25 protein-coding genes, 1 tRNA gene and 1 pseudogene are annotated in these 25600 nt (G+C 57.0%); 17 read left to right on the top strand and 10 right to left on the bottom strand.

Annotation, left to right across the window (positions count from 1 at the left end):
* Nucleotides 1-56 precede the first annotated feature (56 nt).
* From rsgA to mscM, 3 genes are all read left to right on the top strand, one after another.
* Nucleotides 57-1103 carry a small ribosomal subunit biogenesis GTPase RsgA gene (gene rsgA, locus AFK66_RS01725; RefSeq protein ID WP_007778411.1) on the top strand — a complete coding sequence of 349 codons (1047 nt, stop codon included), beginning with the start codon at nucleotides 57-59 and terminating at the stop codon, nucleotides 1101-1103.
* A 96-nt stretch (nucleotides 1104-1199) separates the two neighbouring features.
* Nucleotides 1200-2162, top strand: coding sequence for an archaetidylserine decarboxylase (asd, locus tag AFK66_RS01720; RefSeq protein ID WP_007778413.1), 963 nt, complete (start codon nucleotides 1200-1202; stop codon nucleotides 2160-2162).
* Between the two features lie 16 nt (nucleotides 2163-2178).
* Nucleotides 2179-5511 (top strand): miniconductance mechanosensitive channel MscM, encoded by a 3333-nt coding sequence (mscM, locus tag AFK66_RS01715; RefSeq protein WP_023897934.1) that lies wholly within the window; start codon nucleotides 2179-2181, stop codon nucleotides 5509-5511.
* Nucleotides 5512-5667: 156 nt separating this feature from the next.
* Here mscM and epmA read toward each other — a convergent pair whose 3' ends face one another.
* Entirely contained in the window at nucleotides 5668-6645 is a 978-nt protein-coding gene (gene epmA / locus AFK66_RS01710) for an elongation factor P--(R)-beta-lysine ligase (RefSeq protein ID WP_007778415.1), read from the bottom strand.
* Between the two features lie 302 nt (nucleotides 6646-6947).
* Between epmA and frdA the strand changes: the two genes are divergently transcribed.
* From frdA to AFK66_RS01685, 5 genes are all read left to right on the top strand, one after another.
* Nucleotides 6948-8738: a fumarate reductase (quinol) flavoprotein subunit gene (gene frdA, locus AFK66_RS01705; RefSeq protein ID WP_007778418.1), complete on the top strand. Its 1791-nt coding sequence runs from the start codon at nucleotides 6948-6950 to the stop codon at nucleotides 8736-8738.
* Entirely contained in the window at nucleotides 8731-9477 is a 747-nt protein-coding gene (locus tag AFK66_RS01700; protein ID WP_007778421.1) for a succinate dehydrogenase/fumarate reductase iron-sulfur subunit, read from the top strand. The genes frdA and AFK66_RS01700 overlap by 8 nt, the downstream gene beginning before the upstream one ends.
* Complete coding sequence (gene frdC / locus AFK66_RS01695) at nucleotides 9477-9872, top strand: fumarate reductase subunit FrdC (RefSeq protein ID WP_007778423.1); 396 nt, start codon at nucleotides 9477-9479, stop codon at nucleotides 9870-9872. The genes AFK66_RS01700 and frdC overlap by 1 nt, the downstream gene beginning before the upstream one ends.
* A 10-nt stretch (nucleotides 9873-9882) precedes the next feature.
* A complete protein-coding gene (frdD, locus tag AFK66_RS01690) occupies nucleotides 9883-10242 on the top strand; it encodes a fumarate reductase subunit FrdD (protein WP_007778425.1) in 360 nt (119 codons plus the stop codon).
* A 122-nt stretch (nucleotides 10243-10364) separates the two neighbouring features.
* A complete protein-coding gene (locus AFK66_RS01685) occupies nucleotides 10365-10898 on the top strand; it encodes a lipocalin family protein (RefSeq protein ID WP_032969035.1) in 534 nt (177 codons plus the stop codon).
* On the opposite strand, the gene sugE is transcribed toward AFK66_RS01685, so the two are convergent.
* Nucleotides 10895-11212, bottom strand: a complete 318-nt coding sequence (gene sugE / locus AFK66_RS01680) for a quaternary ammonium compound efflux SMR transporter SugE (RefSeq protein ID WP_007778429.1) — start codon at nucleotides 11210-11212, stop codon at nucleotides 10895-10897. The two genes, AFK66_RS01685 and sugE, sit on opposite strands and share 4 nt — an antisense overlap.
* A gap of 277 nt (nucleotides 11213-11489) precedes the next feature.
* Here sugE and AFK66_RS01675 point away from each other — a divergent pair, with 277 nt between their 5' ends.
* Nucleotides 11490-12095, top strand: a complete 606-nt coding sequence (locus AFK66_RS01675) for a response regulator transcription factor (protein WP_032983509.1) — start codon at nucleotides 11490-11492, stop codon at nucleotides 12093-12095.
* Between the two features lie 40 nt (nucleotides 12096-12135).
* Here the strand turns inward: AFK66_RS01675 and ecnB are convergent, their stop codons facing one another.
* From ecnB to efp, 3 genes are all read right to left on the bottom strand, one after another.
* The gene (gene ecnB, locus AFK66_RS01670; protein WP_004386070.1) at nucleotides 12136-12282 is read right to left on the bottom strand and encodes a lipoprotein toxin entericidin B; all 147 of its coding nucleotides are present in this window, start codon (nucleotides 12280-12282) and stop codon (nucleotides 12136-12138) included.
* Nucleotides 12283-12384: 102 nt separating this feature from the next.
* Nucleotides 12385-12516 carry an entericidin A/B family lipoprotein gene (locus tag AFK66_RS20945; protein WP_007778434.1) on the bottom strand — a complete coding sequence of 44 codons (132 nt, stop codon included), beginning with the start codon at nucleotides 12514-12516 and terminating at the stop codon, nucleotides 12385-12387.
* 58 nt (nucleotides 12517-12574) lie between these two features.
* A complete protein-coding gene (efp, locus tag AFK66_RS01665; protein WP_004386068.1) occupies nucleotides 12575-13141 on the bottom strand; it encodes an elongation factor P in 567 nt (188 codons plus the stop codon).
* Between the two features lie 41 nt (nucleotides 13142-13182).
* Here efp and epmB point away from each other — a divergent pair, with 41 nt between their 5' ends.
* Complete coding sequence (gene epmB / locus AFK66_RS01660; protein WP_007778435.1) at nucleotides 13183-14211, top strand: EF-P beta-lysylation protein EpmB; 1029 nt, start codon at nucleotides 13183-13185, stop codon at nucleotides 14209-14211.
* Nucleotides 14212-14531: 320 nt separating this feature from the next.
* On the opposite strand, the gene AFK66_RS01655 is transcribed toward epmB, so the two are convergent.
* From AFK66_RS01655 to AFK66_RS01640, 4 genes are all read right to left on the bottom strand, one after another.
* On the bottom strand, nucleotides 14532-14885 hold the full coding sequence (locus AFK66_RS01655) for a DUF4156 domain-containing protein (protein WP_007702174.1): 354 nt from the start codon (nucleotides 14883-14885) through the stop codon (nucleotides 14532-14534).
* Nucleotides 14886-15126: 241 nt separating this feature from the next.
* Nucleotides 15127-16770, bottom strand: coding sequence for a chaperonin GroEL (gene groL / locus AFK66_RS01650; RefSeq protein WP_004387019.1), 1644 nt, complete (start codon nucleotides 16768-16770; stop codon nucleotides 15127-15129).
* Nucleotides 16771-16819: 49 nt separating this feature from the next.
* Nucleotides 16820-17113, bottom strand: coding sequence for a co-chaperone GroES (locus tag AFK66_RS01645; protein WP_004387018.1), 294 nt, complete (start codon nucleotides 17111-17113; stop codon nucleotides 16820-16822).
* Nucleotides 17114-17248: 135 nt separating this feature from the next.
* The gene (locus AFK66_RS01640) at nucleotides 17249-17725 is read right to left on the bottom strand and encodes an FxsA family protein (protein WP_023897929.1); all 477 of its coding nucleotides are present in this window, start codon (nucleotides 17723-17725) and stop codon (nucleotides 17249-17251) included.
* Nucleotides 17726-18062: 337 nt separating this feature from the next.
* Between AFK66_RS01640 and aspA the strand changes: the two genes are divergently transcribed.
* The 7 genes and pseudogenes from aspA to AFK66_RS01605 all read left to right on the top strand — a co-directional run.
* Nucleotides 18063-19499 carry an aspartate ammonia-lyase gene (gene aspA / locus AFK66_RS01635; RefSeq protein ID WP_004387015.1) on the top strand — a complete coding sequence of 479 codons (1437 nt, stop codon included), beginning with the start codon at nucleotides 18063-18065 and terminating at the stop codon, nucleotides 19497-19499.
* A gap of 112 nt (nucleotides 19500-19611) precedes the next feature.
* Nucleotides 19612-20913, top strand: a complete 1302-nt coding sequence (locus AFK66_RS01630) for an anaerobic C4-dicarboxylate transporter (RefSeq protein ID WP_023897928.1) — start codon at nucleotides 19612-19614, stop codon at nucleotides 20911-20913.
* A 123-nt stretch (nucleotides 20914-21036) separates the two neighbouring features.
* On the top strand, nucleotides 21037-21384 hold the full coding sequence (gene cutA, locus AFK66_RS01625) for a divalent cation tolerance protein CutA (RefSeq protein WP_004387013.1): 348 nt from the start codon (nucleotides 21037-21039) through the stop codon (nucleotides 21382-21384).
* Nucleotides 21360-23084: a protein-disulfide reductase DsbD gene (locus AFK66_RS01620; protein WP_032983510.1), complete on the top strand. Its 1725-nt coding sequence runs from the start codon at nucleotides 21360-21362 to the stop codon at nucleotides 23082-23084. The genes cutA and AFK66_RS01620 overlap by 25 nt, the downstream gene beginning before the upstream one ends.
* A gap of 50 nt (nucleotides 23085-23134) precedes the next feature.
* On the top strand, nucleotides 23135-23710 hold the full coding sequence (locus AFK66_RS01615; RefSeq protein WP_007775368.1) for a transcriptional regulator: 576 nt from the start codon (nucleotides 23135-23137) through the stop codon (nucleotides 23708-23710).
* 116 nt (nucleotides 23711-23826) lie between these two features.
* Nucleotides 23827-23902, top strand: a tRNA-Phe gene (locus AFK66_RS01610).
* A 463-nt stretch (nucleotides 23903-24365) separates the two neighbouring features.
* Nucleotides 24366-24710, top strand: a pseudogene (locus tag AFK66_RS01605) (glutathione S-transferase C-terminal domain-containing protein); the annotation flags it as partial.
* A 49-nt stretch (nucleotides 24711-24759) separates the two neighbouring features.
* Here the strand turns inward: AFK66_RS01605 and kduI are convergent.
* Nucleotides 24760-25596 carry a 5-dehydro-4-deoxy-D-glucuronate isomerase gene (kduI, locus tag AFK66_RS01600; protein ID WP_007775391.1) on the bottom strand — a complete coding sequence of 279 codons (837 nt, stop codon included), beginning with the start codon at nucleotides 25594-25596 and terminating at the stop codon, nucleotides 24760-24762.
* Nucleotides 25597-25600: the final 4 nt, after the last annotated feature.

Here is a 25600-nt window from a genome sequence, read left to right as displayed (position 1 = left end):
CAATAGCTGGTATCATAGAGGTTTTGCCCACCAGGGGCGACCAGGAGCCATTAAGATTGAGCAAAAATAAACTCTCCAAAGGTCAGCAACGCCGCGTGTCAGCGAACCATCAGCGCCGGCTCAAACAGACTCCGGAGAAAGCCGATCCCGACGACTCGCAATTTGGTGAGCCGCGCGACGGCCGCGTTATCAGTCGTTTTGGTCAGCATGCCGACGTCGAAGCGTCTGACGGCGGTGTGCACCGCTGCAACATCCGCCGCACTATCCGCTCGCTGGTGACCGGCGATCGCGTCGTCTGGCGCCCGGCGAAAGAAAACGTGCAGGGCAAAGGCATCGTCGATGCGGTGCACGAGCGCACGTCTGTCCTGACGCGCCCGGATTTTTACGACGGCGTAAAGCCTATCGCCGCGAATATCGACCAGATTATTATCGTCTCGGCCATTCTGCCTGAGCTGTCGCTGAATATTATCGACCGCTATCTGGTGGCCTGTGAAACGCTGGATATTGAGCCTTTGCTGGTGCTCAACAAGATTGACCTGCTTGATGAAAGAGACCTGGCTTTCGTCAACGAGCAGATGGATATCTATCGTCATATCGGCTATCGCGTCCTGCTGGTTTCCAGCTACAAAGACGAAGGGCTGAAAGAACTGGAAGAAGCGCTGATTGGCCGCACCAGCATCTTCGCCGGGCAGTCTGGCGTCGGGAAATCGAGCCTGCTGAACAATCTGCTGGGCCTCAAGGATAATCAGATTCTCGTTAACGACGTGTCCGATAACTCCGGGCTTGGCCAGCACACCACGACCGCCTCGCGCCTCTATCACTTCCCCGGCGGCGGCGAAGTCATCGATTCCCCCGGCGTGCGTGAGTTCGGCCTGTGGCATCTGGAGCCTGAGCAGATTACCCGCGGCTTTATCGAATTCCACGACTATCTCGGCCTGTGCAAATTCCGCGACTGCAAGCATGGCAACGATCCGGGTTGCGCCATCCGCGAGGCCGTCGAGCGCGGCGAGATAGCCGAAACCCGTTTCGACAACTATCACCGGATTCTGGAAAGCATGGCGCAGGTAAAAACGCGTAAAAACTTTTCCGAAAGCGACGACTGACAATTACGCTTGGCGTCGTTAGAATCAGCCCCTTTTTCTGACAGGCCCGGCATGTAACCGGGCCAGGAATGACGAAACACTGGCCTGGAGGCTACCTTGTTAAACGAAATCAAACTTTCGCTGCAATACATTCTGCCCAAACAGTGGCTCACCCGTCTGGCGGGCTGGGGCGCGAGCAAACGCGCAGGCTGGCTGACCAAACTGGTCATCGATCTGTTTGTGAAGTACTACAAGGTCAACATGAGCGAGGCGCAGAAGCCCGATACCGCCAGCTACCGCACCTTTAACGAATTTTTCGTGCGTCCGCTGCGTGATGAAGTTCGCCCGCTGAATACCGATCCGAATGTGCTGGTGATGCCGGCGGACGGCGTAATCAGCCAGCTCGGACGCATCGAAGGCGATAAGCTCCTGCAGGCCAAAGGCCACAACTATTCGCTGGAAGCGCTACTGGCCGGCAACTATCTGATGGCCGATCTGTTCCGTAACGGTACCTTCGCGACCACCTATCTCTCGCCGCGCGACTATCACCGCGTCCATATGCCTTGTAACGGCATTCTGCGTGAAATGATCTATGTGCCGGGCGATCTCTTCTCGGTAAACCACCTGACCGCGCAGAACGTGCCGAACCTGTTCGCCCGTAACGAGCGTGTCATCTGTCTGTTCGACACGGAATTCGGACCAATGGCGCAAATTCTGGTGGGCGCGACCATCGTGGGGAGCATTGAAACCGTCTGGGCTGGCACCATCACCCCGCCGCGCGAAGGCATCATCAAGCGCTGGACGTACCCGGCAGGCGAAAGCGACGGCGCCGTGGCGCTGCTGAAAGGCCAGGAGATGGGCCGCTTCAAGCTCGGCTCAACGGTTATCAATCTGTTCGCGCCGGGCAAAGTGGAACTGGTCGAGCATCTGCAAAGCCTCTCCGTCACGCGTCTCGGCGAGCCGCTGGCGGTTTCTGTTGAGGCGGTCGCAGCCGACATCGCCCCTGCGGTGATTTCAGCCGAAGAAGCCGAAGCCGAGCGTGAAGCCAACCCGCTGGTAGATAACGACCAGGACCGATAATTCAAAGGTAAATGACGTGCGCCTGATCCTTTACGTGCTGCTGGCGTGGAGCCTGAGCTTCTGGGCGAACGCCGCAACCGCGCCTGATGAAAAACAGATAGCGCAGGAGCTGGAGCAGGCCAAAGCGGCCAAAAACCAGCCCGATCAGGCGCAGGTGGTTGAAGCCTTACAATCTGCGCAAAACGCGCTTGAGGAGCGAAAAGCCTCCCTTGAGCGCGCGAAGCAATATCAGCAGGTTATCGATAACTTCCCTAAGCTTTCGCAGTCGCTGCGCCAGCAACTCAACAATCTGCGCGATGAGCCGCGCCGGGTGCCGACCGGCCTTACCACCGACGCGCTCAACCAGGAGATCCTCCAGGTCAGCAGCCAGTTGCTGGAGAAGAGCCGCGAGGCGCAGCAAGAGCAGGATCGCGCGCGTGAAATCGCCGACTCCTTAAGCCAGCTTCCTCAGCAGCAAACCGATGCGCGCCGCCAGCTTAACGAGATGGAACGCCGCGCAGGCGCGCCGACCGGCTCTAATGCCCTTGGCGCGGCGCAGCTTCTCAGCCAGCAGGCGGAATCGGCCCAGCTAAAAGCCCGCGTTGACGAACTCGAACTTGCCCAGCTCTCCGCCAGCAACCGCCAGGAGCTGGCGCGCCTGCGCGCGGAACTGGCGCAAAAGCAGAGTGAGCAGCTTGATACTTACCTTCAGGCGCTGCGCAATCAGCTTAACAGCCAGCGTCAGCAGGAAGCCGAGCGCGCGCTGGAAAGCACCGAACTGCTTGCCGAGAACAGCACCAACCTGCCGCCGGCAATTGTCGAGCAGTTCAACGTTAACCGCGAGCTGTCGCGCGCGCTGAACCAACAGGCGCAGCGTATGGATCTGGTAGCATCCCAGCAGCGTCAGGCCACCAGCCAGACCATGCAGGTGCGTCAGGCGTTAACCACGCTGCGTGAACAGTCACAGTGGCTTGGTGTGTCGAACGTGCTTGGCGAGGCGCTGCGTGCCCAAGTGTCGCGCCTGCCGGAGATGCCAAAGCTTCAGCAGCTCGATACTGAGATGGCGCAGCTGCGCGTTCATCGGCTGCGCTATGAAGATCAGCTCAACAAGCAGCCGCAACTGCGCCAGCTGCGGCAGGCGGACGGCAAGCCGCTGACGGCAGAGCAGAGCCGCATTCTCGACGCCCAGTTGCGTACCCAGCGTGAACTGCTCGGCTCCCTGCTACAGGGCGGCGATACGTTAATCCTTGAGCTTACCAAGCTGAAAGTGGCGAACAGCCAGCTTGAAGACGCACTGAAAGAAGTGAACGAGGCGACGCACCGCTACCTGTTCTGGACTTCAGACGTCAGCCCGCTCACCATCAGTTGGCCAGTGGATATCGTTCAGGATTTGCGCCGTCTTATCTCGCTCGACTTTTTCGGCCAGCTCGGCAAAGCCGCCATAATGATGGTGACCAGCAAAGAGACGCTGTTGCCGCTCTTCGGCGCGCTGCTGCTGGTCGGCTTTAGCATCAGTTCGCGGCGTCACTTTACAGCGTTCCTGGAGCGCTCCAGCGCGCGCGTCGGAAAGGTAACGCAGGACCACTTCTCGCTCACGCTGCGTACGGTCTTTTGGTCGATTCTGGTGGCCTCGCCGCTGCCGGTGCTCTGGGCGACGCTCGGCTTTGGCCTTCGCGAAGCCTGGCCCTACCCTATCGCGGTGGCGGTCGGCGATGGCGTCACCGCCACGGTGCCGCTGCTGTGGGTCGTGATGATTTCTGCGACCTTCGCACGCCCGAACGGCCTGTTTATCACGCATTTCGGCTGGCCGCGCAACCGCGTCGCCCGCGCGATGCGCTACTACCTGATGAGCATCGGCTTTATCGTGCCGCTCATCATGGCGCTGATTACCTTCGATAATCTCAACGACCGCGAATTCTCCGGCTCGCTGGGGCGGCTCTGCTTTGTGCTTATCTGCGGCGCGCTGGCGATCGTCACGCTCAGCCTCAAGCGTGCGGGTCTCCCGCTCTTTCTTGATAAAGAAGGCAACGGCGATAACTGGGTCAACCGGCTGCTGTGGAACCTGCTGCTGTGTGCGCCGTTAACGGCGATCCTCGCTGCGGCCGTCGGTTATCTCGCCACCGCGCAGGCGTTGCTGGCGCGTCTGGAAACGTCTGTCGCCATCTGGTTTCTGCTGCTGGTGATTTACCATATCATTCGTCGCTGGATGCTCATTCAGCGCCGTCGCCTGGCCTTTGATCGCGCCCGCTCGCGTCGCGCGGAAATCCTGGCCCAGCGCGCCCGCGGCGAAGAAGAACCGCACCACGGGCACAGCACCGAAGGCAGCGTGGAAGTGGAAGTTGCGGAGCTTGATCTGGACGCGATAAGCGCCCAGTCGCTGCGCCTGGTGCGCTCGATCCTGACGCTTATCGCGCTGCTTTCGGTCATCGTGCTGTGGTCGGAAATCCACTCGGCTTTCGGATTCCTTGAGAATATTTCGCTGTGGGATGTCACCTCAACCGTGCAGGGCGTGGAGAGCATTGAGCCCATTACGCTTGGCGCGGTGCTGATCGCCGTTCTGGTCTTTATCGTCACCACGCAGCTGGTGCGTAACCTGCCCGCGCTGCTGGAACTGGTTGTCCTACAACACCTGGAGCTGACGCCTGGCACCGGTTACGCCATTACCACCATCACCAAATATCTGCTGATGCTGATAGGCGGGCTGGTGGGCTTCTCCATGATTGGTATCGAGTGGTCGAAGCTGCAATGGCTGGTGGCGGCGCTCGGTGTCGGGCTCGGTTTTGGCTTGCAGGAGATTTTCGCCAACTTTATTTCGGGCCTGATTATTCTCTTTGAAAAGCCGATTCGTATCGGCGATACCGTGACCATTCGCGATTTAACCGGCAGCGTGACGCGCATTAATACCCGCGCCACCACCATCAGCGACTGGGACCGTAAAGAGATTATCGTGCCGAATAAGGCGTTCATTACCGAGCAGTTTATTAACTGGTCGCTCTCGGATTCGGTCACGCGCGTGGTGCTGACGGTGCCGGCCCCGGCGGATGCTAACAGTGAAGAGGTAACGCAGATCCTCTATCGCGCCGCCGAGAAGTGTTCGTATGTGATTGATAACCCGCCGCCGGAAGTGTTCCTGGTGGATTTGCAGCAGGGTATTCAGCTCTTTGAGCTGCGTATTCACGCCGCCGAGATGGGACACCGCATGCCGCTACGTCACGAAATCCATCAGCTGATTTTGCAGGGCTTCCGCGAGCATGGCATCGAGATGCCTTTCCCGCCGTTCCAGATGCGCCTGGAGAGCCTCGACGGCAAGCGAATGGCGCGAACGTTAAGTTCAGCCGGGCGCACCAGCCGCGCGCCGGGCAGTATGTAACGAAAAAGGAGCCGCAAGGCTCCTTTTTTATGGCGGTTAATCGTGGCGTAAAGGTGGGTGCGCTGCGCTTACCCACCCTACAAAGGGAATTAAGCCTTGTCTAACACCGTAGGGCGGGTAAGCGAAGCGCACCCACCACAGGTAAGTATTCAGCCGTTACGCCCGGTCGACCGTAAAAGCGATGACTTCAGCGAGGCTCTCTGCGCCCAGCGCCAGCATAATCAGGCGGTCCACGCCCAGCGCCACGCCGGAACAATCCGGCAGGCCCACTTTCAGCGCTTCCAGCAGGTTGTAATCCACCGGCTGCTGCGGCAGACCGCGCTGAAGACGCTTGCGGTTATCCTGCTCGAAACGCTGCTGCTGTTCGCGCGCGTCGGTCAGTTCATGGAAACCATTCGCCAGCTCAATGCCTTTGTAATAGACCTCGAAGCGTTCCGCCACGCGGTGATCTTCGGTGCTGATTTGCGCGAGCGCCGCCTGGCTTGCCGGGAAGTGATACACAAACACCGGGCGATCCTTACCGATATGCGGCTCAACGCCCATAGAGAACAATAGCTGCAGCAGCGTATCGCGATCTTCTTCGGTATCCGCGATATTGCTCAGATCCAGCTTCGCCGCCACCTCACGCAACTGCGCTTTATCGGCTGACAGCGGATCTATCTCCAGATGGCGCTGGAACGCCTGCTGATAAGAAATGGTCTCGGCGGGCTGGCACTCCAGCACCTGCTGCAGAAGATCGTCCACCTCGTTCATCAGGCGGTACATATCGTAATGCGGGCGATACCACTCCAGCATCGTGAATTCTGGGTTGTGATGACGCCCCATCTCTTCATTACGAAAGCTTCGGCACAGCTGATACACCGGCCCACAGCCCGCCGCCAGCAGGCGTTTCATATGATATTCCGGGCTGGTCATCAGATAGAGATTGATCCCCTGGGAATGGCCGGGGCCGACGAAACGCGTTTCAAACGGGAACAGGTGGATATCGGTTACCGTCGCCTGGCTCATGCAGGGGGTTTCCACCTCCAGTACGCCGCGGTCCGCAAAAAAACGGCGGATCTCCGCCATGATGGCGGCGCGTTTTAACAGGTTGGGGATGGATGCGCTCGGCTGCCAGGTGGCCGTCTCGCTCATGATACTTTCTCCGTCGTCAAACAAGGGCACGAAGTCTACTCGTATCCCGTTCGCCAGACAAATTTTGCGCACTTTTTCTCTTATTAACGCCAGATTTGCGTTTTGTGAGCCACTTCAATTAACCCAGCGTGTAAAACGCGCCGCACCGCCCCAAAAAATCGAACACATCAAATTTCCCCTTAAGGGCTAAGGTTATACTCACCTACCCAAAAAGGAGCAGGGGAACGCTTTACCCCCGCGCAGCCCCGAGTTTTCGCCTTTGTTACCGCGCGGTGGGAATAACTAAAACCCGGAGGAATGTCGTGCATACTTTTCAAGCCGATCTCGCCATTATCGGTGCCGGCGGCGCGGGACTGCGGGCAGCCATTGCGGCGGCCGAGCGTAATCCCAACGCTAAAATCGCACTGATTTCAAAAGTCTATCCGATGCGTAGCCATACTGTCGCCGCCGAAGGCGGTTCGGCGGCTGTCGCCCAGGATCATGACAGTTTTGAGTATCATTTCCACGACACGGTCGCAGGTGGCGACTGGCTGTGCGAGCAGGACGTGGTGGACTATTTCGTTAAACACTGCCCGCGCGAAATGACTCAGCTTGAGCAGTGGGGTTGCCCGTGGAGCCGCCGACCGGACGGCTCGGTCAACGTCAGACGCTTTGGCGGCATGAAAATCGAGCGGACCTGGTTTGCCGCCGACAAAACCGGCTTTCATATGCTCCACACCCTGTTCCAGACCTCTCTGCAATTTCCACAAATCCAGCGCTTCGATGAGCATTTCGTCCTCGATATTCTGGTGGACGACGGCCAGGCCCGCGGCCTGGTGGCGATGAACATGATGGAAGGCACGCTCGTGCAGATCCGGGCGAACGCGGTGGTAATGGCGACCGGCGGCGCGGGGCGCGTCTATCGCTATAACACCAACGGCGGCATCGTCACCGGCGACGGCATGGGCATGGCGCTCTCACACGGCGTTCCGCTGCGCGATATGGAGTTCGTGCAGTATCACCCGACCGGCCTGCCCGGCTCCGGCATTCTGATGACGGAAGGCTGCCGCGGCGAAGGCGGCATTCTGGTCAACAAAAACGGCTATCGCTATCTACAGGATTACGGCATGGGGCCGGAAACGCCGCTCGGCGAGCCGAGGAACAAATATATGGAGCTGGGACCGCGCGACAAAGTGTCACAAGCCTTCTGGCACGAGTGGCGCAAAGGCAACACCATCTCCACACCGCGCGGCGATGTGGTCTATCTCGACCTGCGCCACCTCGGGGAGAAAAAACTGCTGGAGCGGCTGCCGTTCATTTGCGAACTGGCGAAAGCCTACGTGGGCGTCGATCCGGTCAAAGAGCCGATTCCCGTACGCCCGACGGCGCATTACACCATGGGCGGCATCGAAACCAACCAGCAGTGCGAAACCCGTATTAAAGGGCTGTTTGCCGTGGGCGAATGCTCGTCAGTGGGGCTGCATGGCGCGAACCGCCTTGGTTCAAACTCGCTGGCGGAACTGGTCGTATTCGGCCAGCTGGCAGGCACGCAGGCGATGGATCGCGCAATGGAAGCGACGTCTGCCCGCGACGACGCGCTGAACGCGCAGGCGGCGGATGTCGAAGCGCGTCTGCACGCGCTGGTGCACCAGGACGGCAACGAAAGCTGGGCGAAAATTCGCGATGAAATGGGTCTCTCGATGGAAGAAGGCTGCGGCATTTACCGCACGCCGGAGCTGATGCAGAAAACCATCGACAAACTTGCTGAATTGCAGGAGCGCTTTAAGCGCGTGCGCATCAGCGACACTTCCAGCGTCTTCAACACGGATTTGCTCTACACCATTGAGCTTGGCCACGGGCTGAACGTCGCTGAATGTATGGCGCACTCCGCGATGGCGCGTAAAGAGTCGCGCGGCGCGCATCAGCGTCTTGACGAAGGCTGCACCGAGCGCGATGACGTGAATTTCCTGCGTCACACTCTCGCCTTCCGCGACGCCGACGGCACCACCCGCCTCGATTACAGCGACGTGAAGATTACCACTCTGCCTCCGGCGAAACGCGTGTATGGCGCGGAATCGGAAGCGGCCGAGAAAAAGGAGACGGCGAATGGCTGAGATGAAAACGCTGCGCATTGAAGTCGTGCGTTATAACCCGGAAACCGATAACGCGCCGCACAGCGCGTTTTACGACGTGCCCTGGGATGAGCAAACCTCGCTGCTGGATGCGCTCGGCTATATCAAAGACAACCTGGCGCCGGATTTAAGCTATCGCTGGTCGTGCCGCATGGCCATCTGCGGCTCCTGCGGGATGATGGTCAACCGCATGCCGAAACTCGCCTGTAAAACGTTCCTGCGCGATTACACATCCGGGATGAAAGTTGAGGCGCTGGCGAATTTCCCGATCGAGCGCGATTTGGTTGTCGATATGACCCACTTTATCGAGAGCCTCGAAGCCATTAAGCCGTACATTATCGGCAACCCGCGTAAGCCGGAACAAGGGCCAAACACCCAGACACCGGCACAGATGGCCAAATACCATCAGTTCTCCGGCTGCATCAACTGTGGCCTGTGCTACGCCGCATGCCCGCAGTTTGGCCTGAACCCGGAGTTCATCGGCCCGGCAGCGATTACGCTCGCGCACCGCTATAACCTCGACAGCCGCGATAAAGGTCAGAAGGCGCGCATGCCGCAACTGAACAGCCAGAACGGTGTATGGACCTGTACGTTTGTCGGCTTCTGCTCGGAAGTCTGCCCGAAACATGTCGATCCGGCCGCGGCTATCCAGCAGAGCAAAGTAGAGAGCTCGAAGGATTTCTTAATCGCCATGCTCAAACCCGGCGCAAGGAGTGAATGATGACCTCGAAACGTAAGCCTTATGTACGGACGATGGAAACAGGCTGGTGGAAACAACTGCCCTTCTACCGCTTTTACATGCTGCGCGAAGGCACCTCGGTGCCTGCCGTTTGGTTCAGCATCGTACTGATTTATGGTCTTTTCGCGCTTAAGCATGGCCCGGAGAGCTGGGCCGGTTTTGTCGGTTTTTTGCAAAACCCTGTCGTCGTGTTACTGAACATCATCACACTGCTGGCGGCGCTGCTGCACACCAAAACCTGGTTTGAGCTCGCACCGAAAGCCGCCATCGTGGTAGTTAAAGACGAAAAAATCGGGCCGGAGCCGATGATCCGCGGGCTGTGGGGCGTGACGGTACTTGTCACCATTATCGTGCTGTTTGTCGCCCTGTTCTGGTAAGGAGGATATCGTGATTAATCAACACCCGAAACGCTCCGACGAGCCGGTATTCTGGGGGCTGTTTGGCGCAGGCGGCATGTGGTGCGCCATTATCGCGCCGGTCATCATTCTGCTGGTGGGCATTCTGCTGCCGCTCGGCATGGCACCGGAAGGTGCATTCAGCTACGAGCGCGTGCTGGCGTTCGCCCAGAGCTGGGTGGGCCGTCTGTTCCTGTTCCTGATGATTGTACTGCCGCTGTGGTGCGGCCTGCACCGCATTCATCACGGTATGCACGACCTGAAAATCCACGTTCCTGCCGGGAAATGGGTTTTCTATGGTCTGGCCGCCATTCTGACGGTCGTGACGCTGATTGGCGTAGCCACAATCTGAACCCTGTCGCCGCTTCTCACGAAGCGGCGTTTTTCTTCCTGACTATTTCCCTTCTCTGATATTACAAAACCGCTGCGGGCATCTACACTTAGCAGTAAAAACAAAAGGATCTCGCCATGCGTATTCGACTACTCCCTGTTGTAGCTACCGTCGCGACCGCGGCACTGCTGGTCGCCTGCAGCACTCCGACGCCACCGAGCGGTGTCAGAGTGGTGGAGGATTTTAACGTTAACCGCTATCTCGGCACATGGTATGAAATCGCGCGTTTCGATCACCGCTTTGAGCGCGGTCTTGAGCAGGTCACCGCGACCTATAGCCTGCGTGGGGATGGCGGCCTGAACGTTATCAACCGCGGCTTTAACCCGGATCGCAACAAATGGCAGCAGAGCGAAGGTAAAGCGTACTTCACCGGCAATACCCGCCGCGCCGCACTGAAGGTCTCTTTCTTCGGCCCGTTCTACGGCGGGTATAACATTATCGCGCTGGATAAAGATTACCAGCACGCGCTGATCTGCGGGCCGGATCGCAGCTATCTGTGGATCCTCTCCCGCACGCCAACCATCAGTAAGCAAGTGAAAGAGGATCTGCTGGATTCCGCGACCCGTCAGGGCTTTGCGGTGGAAAAACTGATTTGGGTAAACCAGCGCGCCCGTTAATGGGTACTGAGTTTCAGGCCGATTATCCCCGCGACGATAAGCCCCAGGCTTATCAGCCTCGCGGGGCTTGCCGACTCACCTAATAGCAGAATGCCGGTAATGGCCGCGCCTACCGCGCCGATCCCCGTCCAGACGGCATAAGCCGTGCCGGTTGGCAGGCTTTTCATCGCCCATGAAAGCAGCACAATGCTGACAATCATCGCCGAAACGGTGATAAAGCTTGGCACAACACGCGTAAAACCGTGGGTATATTTCAGGCCGACGGCCCAGACCACTTCCAGAAGACCAGCGATAAACAGAATGAACCAGGACATATTCAGCTCCAGGTTATTTGGGGCCGTCCCCGTTCAACATGACGCGCTTGCAGGTCGTCCCGCAAGGCCAGGTGATAAACAACGCGATCATCCCTTCTTAGTGTGCGTTTTGCAACCAGGTTTTTCCTAAACCAACGGATTCTCGTGAGTTAAGCCAGGAAATAGCCGCGATTGTGCGCGTACATCACGGGTTCAGTTAGCGATAAATCTTCCTATGATGAAACACTTTCCTGCTGGCATCAGCAGGTGCGTCTTTCTCTCCATAATGAATCCGAGCATGTATAAAATTTTACTGGTTGACCGCTGTCATTTCAGCCGTACCGGGCTCGAAAGCTGGCTTAACCACGCTGAAGATTTCGCGGCACCGTTCCACGTGATGGCAACCGATCACTTGCTGCGCGCGCGCGAGCTTCTTATTCAATGGCAACCTAATATGGTGATTGCCGATCTTCACGGATTTATGGGAGATATCCACCACGTAAATCAGTTCTCGTCGATTTTTGCCGCCTGCGGCAACACTACGCGGCTTATATTGCTGCAAGGCGGTAGCTCAGAGGTGCTGGATGACTATTGCTCGCAGCAAATTACGTGGCGCATCGTGGATAAAAGTATTCCGCTACGCGAGTTAAGCCAGATAATTGGCAAAGCGCTGATGTCTCGTCCGCCGTTCGGCGAGCCGAAAACGGTGACACCGTTACTGACGCTGCGCGAAGAGCGCATTCTGGAATGGTGGAGTGTGGGAATGAGCAATGAAGAAATTGCGCGCAAAATGGGTATCGCCGTTAAAACGGTTTACACCTATAAACGCAATATTCGCATGAAGCTTGGCGCCGATAACCGCTTTTCGCTGTTCGTGCCGCTGCCGGAGATGTGTGTGAGATAACGGTACGACACCGGGAGGAGCCGTACCGTCGTCACAAAGATTACTGCGATGCGCGAGTCGCTGCGCCAGAAATCGCGCTGCCGCCGTCCTGAATGTCTTCGCCTACGCCACGCGTGGTGTTACAGGCCGTCAACAGTGAAGAAAGGACCAGTGCTGAAAAGAGCGCCGCAATTGTTTTCTTAACCATAATCTCTTCCTTTTATAGCCTAAGTTATTTGTGTATAGCTTTTTAAGCATAGACAAAAACTGACAAGCTGCCGGAAAGAAACGATTTTTAGGAACAGAAGAACTATTGTACCGCGCGCTCAATCGCGCGGCCGAGATGCTGAATATCCTGGCCAAAGCCACGAGCCGTATTACAGGCGCTGACAAGCGAGCAGAGCAGCAGTATTAAAAGGGGACGTAACAGCGGGGTTTTCATGGAGCGGTCTCTGCAAATATGCGGCGTGGCGACACCACGCCGCAGATAACAGTCGAGATTATTTTACGCGGGAAACGTATTCACCAGAGCGGGTATCCACTTTGATGACTTCGCCGATCTGTACGAACAGCGGTACTTTTACCACAGCGCCGGTAGACAGGGTCGCCGGCTTGCCGCCGGTGCCAGCGGTATCGCCTTTCAGGCCCGGATCGGTATCCACGATTTCCAGCTCAACGAAGTTCGGCGGAGTAACGGAGATCGGCTGGCCGTTCCACAGGGTCACGATGCACTCAGCCTGGTCCAGCAGCCATTTCGCGTTGTCGCCAACGGCTTTGGCATCCGCAGCCAGCTGTTCGAAGGTTTCGTTGTTCATGAAGTGCCAGAACTCACCGTCGTTGTAGAGGTAAGTCAGGTTCATATCCACAACGTCAGCGCCTTCGGCGGAGTCGGTGGATTTAAAGGTTTTCTCAACGCGAGAACCGGTCAGCAGACGGCGCAGCTTAACGCGCGCGAACGCCTGACCTTTACCCGGTTTAACGAATTCGCTGGATTCAACGGCGTACGGTTCGCCGTCCATCATGATTTTAAGACCGGCACGAAAATCGTTGCTAGAATAAGTCGCCATAAGGCCCTCTGAAAATTGTTAACTGGTAGCTAAGCCACAAAATGGCGCATATTGTAACCCTAAATACCCCATCCCGAGAAGATTGGTTATCGCAACTTGCCGATGTTATCACCGATCCCGATGAGCTACTGCACCTTCTCAATATAGACGCCAGTGAAGAATTGCTGGCTGGTCGCGACGCGCGCCGGTTATTTGCGCTGCGCGTACCGCGGGCGTTCGCCGCGCGGATGGAGAAAGGCAACCCGCAGGATCCGCTGTTGCGCCAGGTATTAACCGCGCGTGAGGAGTTTGTCGCGGCACCCGGTTTTACCACCGATCCGCTGGAAGAGCAAAATAGCGTGGTGCCAGGCCTCCTTCATAAGTACCACAATCGCGCGCTACTGCTGGTGAAAGGCGGCTGTGCGGTGAATTGCCGCTACTGCTTCCGCCGTCATTTCCCGTATGCGGATAACCAGGGCAATAAGCGCAACTGGCAGGCCGCGCTGGATTACATCGCCGCGCACCCGGAGCTGGATGAAATTATTTTCTCCGGCGGTGATCCTCTGATGGCGAAAGACCACGAGCTGGAATGGCTGGTCGCGCATCTTGAGGCGATCCCACATATCAAGCGCCTGCGCATCCACAGCCGTCTGCCAATTGTTATCCCGGCGCGTATTACCGATGCGCTGGTCCGGCTGCTCGGCGAGACGCGTTTGCAGGTGCTCCTCGTGAATCACATTAACCATGCACAGGAAATTGACGACGCGTTTCGCGCGGGAATGGCGAAACTGCGCGCGGCAGGCGTTACGCTGCTGAACCAGAGTGTGCTGCTGAAAGGCGTGAACGATAACGCCGCGACGCTGGCGGCGCTCAGCAATGCGCTGTTTGATGCAGGCGTGATGCCGTATTACCTGCACGTGCTGGATAAAGTGCAGGGTGCGGCACATTTTATGGTGAGCGACGACGAGGCGCGGGCGATTATGCGTGAGCTGCTGTCGCAGGTTTCCGGTTATCTGGTGCCAAAGCTGGCGCGTGAAATTGGCGGCGAGCCGAGCAAAACGCCGCTGGATTTGCAGTTGCGGCAGAAGTGATTTATCGGGAATGACGAGGCGGCGGGTGCGCTTCGCTTACCCGCCCTACGCAGTAAATGCCAGCGATAAAATTTCCAGGCAAGGTAACCGAAACGCACTAGTCACAGTACAACCTAACGTAGCGTTAAAATCTGTAGGGTGGGCAAGCGAAGCGCACCCGCCGTAATTAAAGCCAACGCAGCAATAAAATCCGTAGGGCGGGTAAGCGAAGCGCACCCGCCGTAATCAAAACCAACGCAGCAATAAAATCCGTAGGGCGGGTAAGCGAAGCGCACCCGCCTTTTTTATCTTTGAAAACGATTAGCGCGTCGATATCACTTTCAGTTCGGGCACTTATACACCTGGCCGACCATTTTGCTGGATGTCGGAACAAAGCTTGAAAGCAGGTTCTGAGTCGGGCTGCTTACGCCATAAAGCACGTTGCCGCCCATCGCTGCGGCCTGATTACGCAGGTCGTTTGCCGCGCCGCGCATGGAGCCACCCTCTTCGCCGTGCTGACCAGAAAGCCAGTTACTCTGCTCGCCGGTCGCAGTGCCCAGTAAGCGGCACTCTTTACCAGGCTGCTCTTCAACAAAACGCACGCTCTGACCTGCGGTCGAGAGTGAGTTACCGTTGCTGCATCCCGCCAGCAGCAGCGCTGCGACAACCATTCCTGTAGTGACTTTCAAGCGCATGTTGTTCCCCATTATGAATAACTGGTGATAGCCTGGGCTGCGTAAGCCCGGTAAGACCTTATACTAAAAAGATGACCAAAAGAAAAACCCCGGCCATTTCTGACCGGGGTTTTCTGTGTTTAATCGAATAATTCAGGTTTCAGGAAGGCGGCAAGTTCATGAATCCCAGGCGCTTACCTCAGTAAGTGACGGGGGTGAATGAATGCAGCCTACGCCCTGGGCCTGAAGTATGAAGATTAAATTACATCATACCGCCCATGCCGCCCATGCCGCCCATACCTGCAGCGCCTAAGTCGGCTTTATCTTCTTTCGGCAGATCGGTAACCATGCACTCGGTGGTGATCATCAGGCCAGCCACAGAGGACGCGTACTGCAGCGCAGAACGGGTCACTTTAGTCGGATCCAGGATACCCATGTCGATCATGTTGCCGTATTCTTCGGTCGCCGCGTTGTAACCGTAGTTACCGTCGCCAGCTTTCACGTTGTTCGCGACAACAGACGGCTCTTCACCGGCGTTGGACACGATCTGACGCAGCGGCGCTTCCATTGCGCGCAGCGCAACTTTGATACCCACGTTCTGGTCTTCGTTCTGGCCAGTCAGTTCGGTCAGTTTCGCAGCAACACGCACCAGCGCTACACCGCCACCAGCAACCACGCCTTCTTCCACCGCAGCACGGGTTGCGTGCAGGGCGTCTTCAACGCGGGCTTTCTTCTCTTTCATTTCCACTTCGGTCGCAGCGCCAACCTTGATAACTGCAACGCCGCCAGCCAGTTTAGCTACGCGCTCCTGCAGTTTTTCACGGTCGTAGTCAGAGGTCGCTTCTTCGATCTGCTGACGGATCTGACCAACACGGCCCTGGATTGCGGATTCGTCGCCCACGCCATCAATGATAGTGGTGGTGTCTTTGTTGATAACAACGCGTTTTGCCTGACCCAGATCTTCCAGGGTTGCTTTTTCCAGCTCCATACCGATCTCTTCAGAGATAACGGTACCGCCAGTCAGGATAGCGATATCCTGCAGCATAGCTTTACGACGGTCGCCGAAGCCCGGTGCTTTCACCGCAGCCACTTTCACGATGCCGCGCATGGTGTTCACCACCAAGGTCGCCAGCGCTTCGCCTTCCACATCTTCAGCGATGATCAGCAGCGGTTTGCCTGCTTTAGCAACGGCTTCGAGAACCGGCAGCATTTCGCGGATGTTGGAGATTTTTTTGTCAGCCAGCAGGATGAACGGGCTTTCCAGCTCAACAGCGCCAGTTTCCGGCTTGTTGATGAAATACGGAGACAGGTAGCCGCGGTCGAACTGCATACCTTCAACCACATCCAGCTCGTCCTGCAGACCGGTGCCTTCTTCAACAGTGATAACGCCTTCTTTACCCACTTTCTCCATCGCTTCGGCAATCAGTTTACCTACGGTTTCGTCGGAGTTAGCGGAGATGGTGCCGACCTGAGCGATAGCTTTAGAGTCAGAGCACGGTACGGAGAGCGCTTTCAGCTCTTCAACAGCGGCAACAACCGCTTTATCGATACCGCGTTTCAGGTCCATCGGGTTCATACCTGCCGCAACAGCTTTCAGGCCTTCGGTGATGATAGCCTGCGCCAGTACGGTTGCAGTGGTGGTGCCGTCGCCTGCCGCGTCGTTCGCTTTGGAGGCCACTTCTTTCACCATCTGCGCGCCCATGTTTTCGAACTTGTCTTCCAGTTCGATTTCACGTGCTACGGACACGCCGTCTTTGGTGATGGTCGGCGCACCGAAAGATTTATCCAGTACCACGTTGCGGCCTTTCGGGCCCAGGGTGACTTTCACTGCGTCTGCCAGTACGTTTACGCCGCGGAGCATTTTCACACGAGCGTCGTTACCGAATTTTACGTCTTTAGCTGCCATATCGTTATTTCCCTTAAATTCGTACGTTCAGTTTTGTTCGCGCGTGAGATTACGCTTCAACAATTGCCAGAATGTCGCTTTCAGACATGATCAGCACTTCCTGATCGTCCAGCTTCTCGGTTTTTACACCATAGCCATCGTTGAAAATTACGATGTCGCCCACTTTCACATCCAGCGGCTTCACTTCGCCATTTTCAAGGATGCGGCCATTGCCAACAGCCAGCACTTCGCCACGCGTGGATTTACCCGCAGCGGAGCCGGTCAGAACGATGCCGCCAGCAGATTTAGATTCAATTTCTTTACGCTTGACGATCACGCGATCATGCAATGGACGAATATTCATTGATAGCTCTCCTTTGAGAAAGTCCGTATCAGTTAGGGATTGAGCCGGCCCGTAAAGGTTTCCGGCTGGTGCCCAGAGAGATGGGGTTGGGGTTTTCCCCCTTCAAGGGGGAAAAGAAAAAAATTTTTGGATTTTTTATCGCGAGTCGCGATCGTGGTCTTCAAGGCGTTTGGGGCCGTCGTCTTTACGCTGGTACTCGCCGTCGAAGGTGTTGCCGCCCTGCGATGACGCACCAAAACCGCCGCCCGGCATACGGCCAAAGCGCAAATGCGGCATCAGACGCAGCGTGATGAGTTTTTGCACTGGCGGCAGCAACAGCAGCAGGCCGAGGAAATCGGTAAAGAAGCCAGGCAACAGCAGCAGCAGGCCTGCGATAATCAGCGACACGCTTTTTAGCATTTCCGCCGCCGGGCTTTCGCCCGCTTCCATTTTCTGCTGCATCAGCATCAGGTTTTTAAAGCCCTGGTTACGCACCAGCGACATCCCGATGACCGAGGTGAAAATCACCAGTACTAAGGTCAGAAAAATGCCGAACACATGCGCCACCTGAATAAAGATGGAAATTTCAATGTAGATGTAAAGAAAGAAGGCGATAAAGGGTATCCAGCGCACCGGGTTCTCCTGTAAAAAGCAGGCGCCTTCTGGCGCCTTAGAAATAGATGTGCAAACGCATATACACTGAGATGGAGGCGCCTTAGTCAAAGTTCAATCACTTTGCACGGACATTTTTTCTGGAAATTTTTAAGCGGTGACCCATTTCACAGTTTAATAATTGTCATCAGACGCGGCCGGGAATAAGTGATCCAGGTTACTGCTTTTCGCTATCATCAGCATATGATCGTGGGCACCAGACCGATTAAGGACATAAATGTCGGTCATTTTACCTCCATAACCACATATATCCTGTGAGTTTGGTGCATTCTTAGTCAGCTTAAGTAAGAAGGTTCACATGTTAAACAACATTCGTATCGAAGAAGATTTGTTGGGTACCAGGGAAGTTCCAGCGGATGCCTACTATGGTGTTCACACTCTGCGAGCGATTGAAAACTTTTACATCAGCAACAGCAAAATCAGCGATATCCCTGAATTTGTTCGCGGCATGGTGATGGTGAAAAAGGCGGCGGCGCTGGCCAACAAAGAGTTGCAGACCATCCCGCGCAAAATTGCCGACACGATTATCGCCGCCTGCGATGAAGTGCTGAATAACGGAAAATGCATGGATCAGTTCCCGGTGGATGTTTACCAGGGCGGCGCGGGCACTTCCGTTAACATGAACACCAACGAAGTGCTGGCAAACATCGGTCTTGAGCTGATGGGGCATCAGAAAGGGGAATACCAGTTCCTCAACCCTAACGATCATGTGAACAAATGCCAGTCCACGAACGACGCCTACCCGACCGGCTTCCGCATCGCGGTTTACGCGTCTATCGTGAAACTGGTCGACGCGATTAAAGAGCTGGGCGAAGGCTTCCAGCGCAAGGCCGTGGAATTTGAAAACATTCTGAAAATGGGCCGCACCCAGCTTCAGGACGCCGTACCGATGACCCTCGGCCAGGAGTTCCACGCGTTCAACGTATTGCTGAACGAAGAGACCAAAAACCTGCTGCGTACGGCGGAACTGCTGCTTGAGGTAAACCTCGGCGCGACCGCTATCGGCACGCGTCTGAACACTCCGGATGGTTATCAGCAACTGGCGGTGCAAAAACTCGCGGAAGTGAGCAACCTGCCGGTCGTTCCGGCGGAAGACCTGATTGAAGCGACCTCCGACTGCGGCGCTTACGTTATGGTGCACAGCTCGCTCAAGCGTCTGGCGGTCAAACTCTCCAAAATCTGTAACGACCTGCGTCTGCTCTCTTCCGGTCCGCGTGCGGGCTTAAACGAAATCAACCTGCCGGAGCTGCAGGCGGGTTCGTCCATCATGCCAGCCAAAGTGAACCCGGTTGTGCCGGAAGTGGTAAACCAGGTCTGCTTTAAAGTGATTGGCAACGACACCACCGTGACCATGGCATCTGAAGCCGGCCAGCTGCAGCTGAACGTGATGGAGCCGGTTATCGGCCAGGCGATGTTTGAGTCGATTCATATCCTGACCAACGCCTGCTACAACCTGCTGGAAAAATGCGTCAACGGCATTACCGCCAATAAAGAAGTGTGCGAAGGCTACGTCTACAACTCTATCGGTATCGTCACCTATCTCAACCCGTTCATCGGCCACCACAATGGCGATATCGTCGGGAAGATTTGCGCTGAAACCGGTAAGAGCGTGCGTGAAGTCGTACTGGAGCGCGGTCTGCTGACAGAAGCGGAGCTGGACGACATCTTCTCCGTCCAGAACCTGATGCATCCGGCTTATAAAGCAAAACGCTATACCGATGAAAGCGAACAGTAATCCCCTTTCGCGGTACACTAAAAAGGCACGTCTTCGGACGTGCCTTTTTCGTTTAATGGATACCAAATTATAACTTTTAATTATCCAACAATTAACCATCAAGGAAGCCATCATGATAGTCGTCGAACTTATCATCGTTTTACTGGCCATTTTTCTTGGCGCCAGGCTTGGGGGAATCGGCATTGGGTACGCAGGCGGGCTGGGGGTGCTGGTCCTCGCTGCCATCGGGGTGAAACCCGGCAATATCCCTTTTGACGTTATCTCAATCATTATGGCGGTGATCGCCGCCATCTCCGCCATGCAGGTCGCGGGCGGGCTCGATTTCCTGGTCAATCAGACGGAAAAGCTGCTGCGCAAAAACCCGAAATACATCACGATACTGGCTCCCATCGTCACTTACTTTCTGACGATTTTCGCCGGTACCGGGAATATCTCGCTCGCCACGCTGCCGGTTATCGCCGAAGTGGCCAAAGAACAGGGCGTGAAGCCCTGCCGTCCGCTCTCCACTGCCGTGGTCGCCGCGCAGATAGCTATCACCGCGTCGCCGATTTCCGCCGCCGTGGTGTATATGTCCTCCGTGATGGAAGGTCACGGCGTCAGCTACATTCATCTGCTGATGGTGGTGATGCCGTCCACGCTCGCGGCCGTACTGGTCATGTCATTTCTCGTCTCTGTGCTGTTTAACTCAAAACTTTCCGACGATCCGGTTTACCTCAAACGTCTTGAAGAAGGGTTAATCGAGCTGCGCGGCGACAAACAAATCGACATCAAACCGCGCGCGAAAATGTCCGTATGGCTGTTCCTGCTGGGCGTGGTTTGCGTCGTCGCATACGCCATTATCAACAGCCCGAGCCTCGGTCTGGTCGCGAAACCGCTGATGAACACCACCAGCGCGATTCTTATCATTATGCTGAGCGTCGCGACGCTGATTACGCTTCTCTGCCGCGTGGAAACTGACACCATCCTGAACTCCAGCACCTTTAAAGCCGGGATGAGCGCCTGTATCTGTATCCTCGGCGTGGCATGGCTTGGCGACACTTTTGTTTCCGCCAATATCGACTGGATCAAAGCAACGGCGGGCAGCGTGATTCAGGGCCATCCGTGGCTGCTGGCGCTGATTTTCTTTATCGCCTCTGCGCTGCTTTACTCCCAGGCGGCGACCGCCAAAGCGCTGATGCCGATGGCGCTGGCGCTGAACGTCTCCCCGCTGACGGCCGTCGCCTCTTTTGCCGCCGTTTCCGGTCTGTTTATTCTGCCGACTTACCCGACGCTGGTCGCCGCCGTACAGATGGACGATACCGGTACCACGCGTATTGGCCGCTTCGTCTTTAACCATCCGTTCTTTATTCCGGGCACGCTCGGCGTTGTGCTCTCCGTCTGCTTTGGCTTCCTGCTGGGCAGCGTCATGCTGTGATCTTCCGGGGCGCTGCGGCGCCCCTTTTTACGTCGCAACGCCTCACACCTGCGCTCAACCGCTAACACGCCCTCTTCTGCCGTTGTATAGTAGCCGTTCACACTTTTCAGGCAGGAGGGCTTTATGCTGGATGAAAATACCGTTACTCACGCCGCGCCGGACGCCGTCGTTGTGCTCTGCACCGCGCCGGACGAAGCCACCGCGCAGGATCTGGCGGCCAAAGCGCTGGCGGAAAATCTCGCCGCCTGCGTGACGCTGCTGCCAGGCGCCACGTCGCTCTACTACTGGGAAGGCAAACTGGAGCAAGAGTACGAGGTGCAAATGGTGTTAAAAAGCGATACCGCGCGCCAGCAGGCGCTGCTGACGTGTCTTAAAAGCCATCATCCGTACCAAACACCCGAACTGCTTGTGATCCCCGTCATTCATGGAGACAACGATTACCTCTCATGGCTCACCGCATCCTTACGCTGATCCTGCTGTTTTGCAGCGCTCATGCTTCGGCCTCACTCTTCGGCCAGCAAAACGCCTCGCAGTTTGTGCCGGCAGACCAGGCTTTTGCCTTTGATTTTCAGCAGCAGAAGAACACGTTAACGCTGAACTGGCAGATTAAGCCCGGCTACTATCTCTATCGCCAGCAAATTCGCGTAACGCCCGCCAGTGCCAGCGTGGCACCGCTCGCACTGCCCACTGGCGAGCCGCATGAAGATGAGTTCTTCGGCAAAAGCGAAATCTACCGTGACGCGCTCAGCGTGCCGGTCACACTGAAGCAGGCGTCGCCTGGCGCGACGCTGAGCGTGACGTATCAGGGCTGCGCCGCCGCCGGTTTTTGTTATCCGCCGGAAACCCGCACGGTGCCGCTGGGCGTCGTCGAACCGACAGACAGCGCGAAAGCCAAAGCCGCCGTGCCTTCGGCAGTGACCAGCGAGCAGAGCAGCATCAGCGATAACGCCCCTTCCGCCACGCTGCCGTTCTCCGCGCTCTGGGCCTTGCTCATCGGCATCGGCGTCGCTTTTACACCCTGCGTGCTGCCGATGTACCCGCTTATCTCCGGCATCGTGCTGGGCGGCGAAAAACGCCTTTCCACCCGCCGCGCGTTGCTGCTGGCGTTTATCTACGTACAGGGGATGGCGCTCACATACACCGCGCTCGGGCTGGTGGTCGCCGCGGCGGGTCTGCAATTCCAGGCGGCGCTGCAAAGCCCGTGGGTGCTGGTGACGCTCTCTGCGGTGTTTGTTCTGCTGGCGCTCTCAATGTTCGGGCTATTTACGCTGCAACTGCCCGCGTCGCTGCAAACGCGCCTGACGCTGATGAGCAACCGCCAGCGCGGCGGCTCGCCGGGCGGCGTGTTTGCGATGGGCGCGATTGCCGGGCTTATCTGCTCGCCCTGCACCACCGCACCGCTCAGCGCCATTCTGCTTTATATCGCCCAGAGCGGGGATCTGTGGCTCGGCGGCGGCACGTTGTACCTCTACGCGCTCGGCATGGGCCTGCCGTTGATTCTGGTTACCGTTTTCGGCAACCGGCTGCTGCCGAAAAGCGGCCCGTGGATGGAGCAGGTCAAAACCGCGTTCGGCTTTGTTATCCTGGCGCTGCCGGTATTTCTGCTGGAGCGCGTACTGGGCGAGCCGTGGGGATTGCGTCTCTGGAGCGCGCTTGGCGTCGCGTTCTTCGGCTGGGCGTTTGTGACGAGCCTGAACGCCACCCGATCCTGGATGCGCGCGGTGCAAATCGTCCTGCTGGGTGCGGCAATGATTTGCGCCCGTCCGTTGCAGGACTGGGTTTTCGGCGCGCCTGTCGCGGAATCCCAGGCGCATCTGGCCTTCACCCGCATCGCCACGGTGGACGATCTCGACCGCGCGCTGGCGCAGGCTAAAGGCAAGCCGGTGATGCTCGATCTCTACGCCGACTGGTGCGTCGCCTGTAAAGAGTTTGAGAAATACACCTTCAGCGCGCCAGAGGTGCAGCGCGCGCTGAATAACGCTGTGCTGTTGCAGGCTGACGTCACCGCCAACAGCGCCGCCGATGTGGCATTGCTGAAGCGCCTTAATGTGCTCGGGCTGCCCACGATTATTTTCTTCGATGCGCAGGGCAATGAGATCCCGCAGGCGCGCGTTACCGGCTTTATGGACGCGCCCGCATTCGCAACGCATTTGCACAATCGCCTGCGGTAAACAACACTTGGGTGGGAGAAACCGTTGGGCTAAACGGAGAGGAGTAGACCGTGCAACGTGAAGAAGTTCTGGAGCAAGCCCTGCATGTCCTTGAACGGGAAGGGATTGCGAATACTACACCGGAAATGGTCGCCGCCGCGGTACAGCGTCCGACGGAAGAGATCCAGCGCTACTGGCCGGATCGCGAGGCACTGCTGTATGACGCATTGCGCTATTTAAGCCAGCGTGTGGACGCCTGGCGCCGCCAGCTGATCTACAACGAAGAGCTGAGCGCCGAGCAAAAACTGATGGCGCGCTATCAGGCGTTGACGGATTGCGTCAGCCAGGATCGCTACCCAGGCTGTCTGTTTATCGCCGCCTGTACGTTTTACCCCGAGGCGTCACACCCGATCCATCAACTGGCGGATCAGCAAAAACGCGCGGCGTATCATTACACGCATGAGCTGTTAAGCCAGCTTGAAGTGGACGATCCGGCGATGGTCGCCGAGCAGATGGAACTGGTGCTGGAAGGCTGTCTGAGCCGCCTGCTGGTCAAACGCAGCCAGGCGGACGTGGATACCGCGCGCCGTCTCGCCGAAGATATCCTGCGATTCGCCCAGTGTCGTCAGGGCGGCGCGCTGACCTGATAACCCATTAACGGGTGCCTTTTTGTCTGAAAATCAGCCAGTCAGCACAGATTGACGGATTTTTTATGACAAAGCCGTTGACGCCTTCGGGCCTTTACGGTTTAATGCGCCCCGTTGCCCGGATAGCTCAGTCGGTAGAGCAGGGGATTGAAAATCCCCGTGTCCTTGGTTCGATTCCGAGTCCGGGCACCACTTATTCAGAGAACCCGCCCACAAGGCGGGTTTTTGCTTTTGGAGAAGCGGACTCTCCATCGAACTGCGTTCGATTCACTCGTCGCATCCCTGCGACTCGCCCTGCGGGCAGCGCGGTGCGCTGTGCAAAAACGCTCCCGGCGTTTTTGTCCGGTCCGGGCACCACTTATTCAGAGAACCCGCCCACAAGGCGGGTTTTTGCTTTTGGAGAAGCGGACTCTCCATCGAACTGCGTTCGATTCACTCGTCGCAGGCGGCTCTGCCTGAACGCTCCCCTTCCCTTTCCCGCTGCCCTCAACCACTTTCATCGTTATACTTGCTCAATACTCATTCACGGGTTAACTGCATGTCGACTGTCATCCTGAACCGCCGCTGGCAACGCCCTGGCGCGCTGCTGTTAACGCTCTTTGCGCTGGGCGTAGCGTTTTTCTTCTATAGCCACTGGGGCGCGTTTTTACAGTGGGCGTTCAACCGCTTCACGATGGAAGCCAAACGCCAGCTCGATGTGCTGGACAGACAGCTTGCGCAGCACCGTTTTATCGCGGGCGACGCCTATTCGATTGCCGATATCGCCATCTGGCCGTGGTACGGCAACCTGATTATCGGCGGGCTGTATGAGGCGAGTAAATTCCTGCAGGTTGAGGAATATAAAAACGTGAAGCGCTGGGCCGAAGAGGTCGCACAACGTCCGGCAGTGCAGCGCGGGCGCATCGTTAACCGCACCTGGGGGCCGCTCAACGAACAGCTTCACGAACGTCACGACGCCTCCGATTTCGAGCGTAATACCGAAGACAAACGCGGCGCGTAAGCCACAAAAAAGCCTCGTCACTGACGAGGCTTTTTTTATGCGCGTGCGGTTAGCGCAAATTCTTCACCGCGACGTGATCCATATCGTCGAAGACCTGGTTTTCGCCTACCATTCCCCAGATAAACGTATACGCGCGCGTCCCCACGCCTGCGTGAATCGACCAGCTTGGCGAAATGACCGCCTGCTCGTTTTGCACCACAATGTGCCGCGTCTCCTGCGGCTGGCCCATCATGTGAAAGACGCAGCTGTTCTCTTCCAGCCCAAAATAGAAGTACACCTCCATGCGCCGTTCGTGCGTGTGGCACGGCATCGTATTCCACAGGTTACCCGGCGCCAGTTCCGTCAGGCCCATGCTGAGCTGGCAGGTTTCCAGCACGTCAGGAATAAAATATTTATTGATGGTGCGACGGTTGCTGGTCACATCCTCGCCGAGATGCACCGGCGAGACATCCGCGGGCGTCACGCGTTTGGTTGGAAATGTCGTGTGGGCCGGCGCGCAGTTATAGTAAAAACGTGCAGGATTCGCCGCGTCCGCGCTTTCAAACACCACCTCTTTCGCGCCCTTGCCGACATACAGCCCGTCGCGACTGTTCATTTCATAGCGGATGCCGTCCACCGTGATAAGCCCCGGCCCGCCGATATTAATCACCCCCAGCTCGCGGCGCTCCAGAAAATAGCTCACGCCCAGCTGTTTGCCCACTTCGCCGCCCACGCTCACCGTACGGTGTACCGGCATGACGCCGCCCACAATGATGCGATCGATATGGCTGTACGTCATGGTGTACTCGTCAGCCACAAAAATCTTCTCGATTAAAAACTCCCTGCGAAGCCCGGCGGTATCCAGGGTTTTGGCGTGATCGCTATGAATGCTTTGACGAACGTCCATTCTG

Origin of the sequence: Cronobacter malonaticus LMG 23826 (genome assembly GCF_001277215.2) — a bacterium.
In the GTDB taxonomy this organism is placed as follows: domain Bacteria; phylum Pseudomonadota; class Gammaproteobacteria; order Enterobacterales; family Enterobacteriaceae; genus Cronobacter; species Cronobacter malonaticus.
The sequence above is the reverse complement of the archived record's forward strand: the minus strand, read 5'-3'. Positions and strand labels throughout refer to the sequence as shown.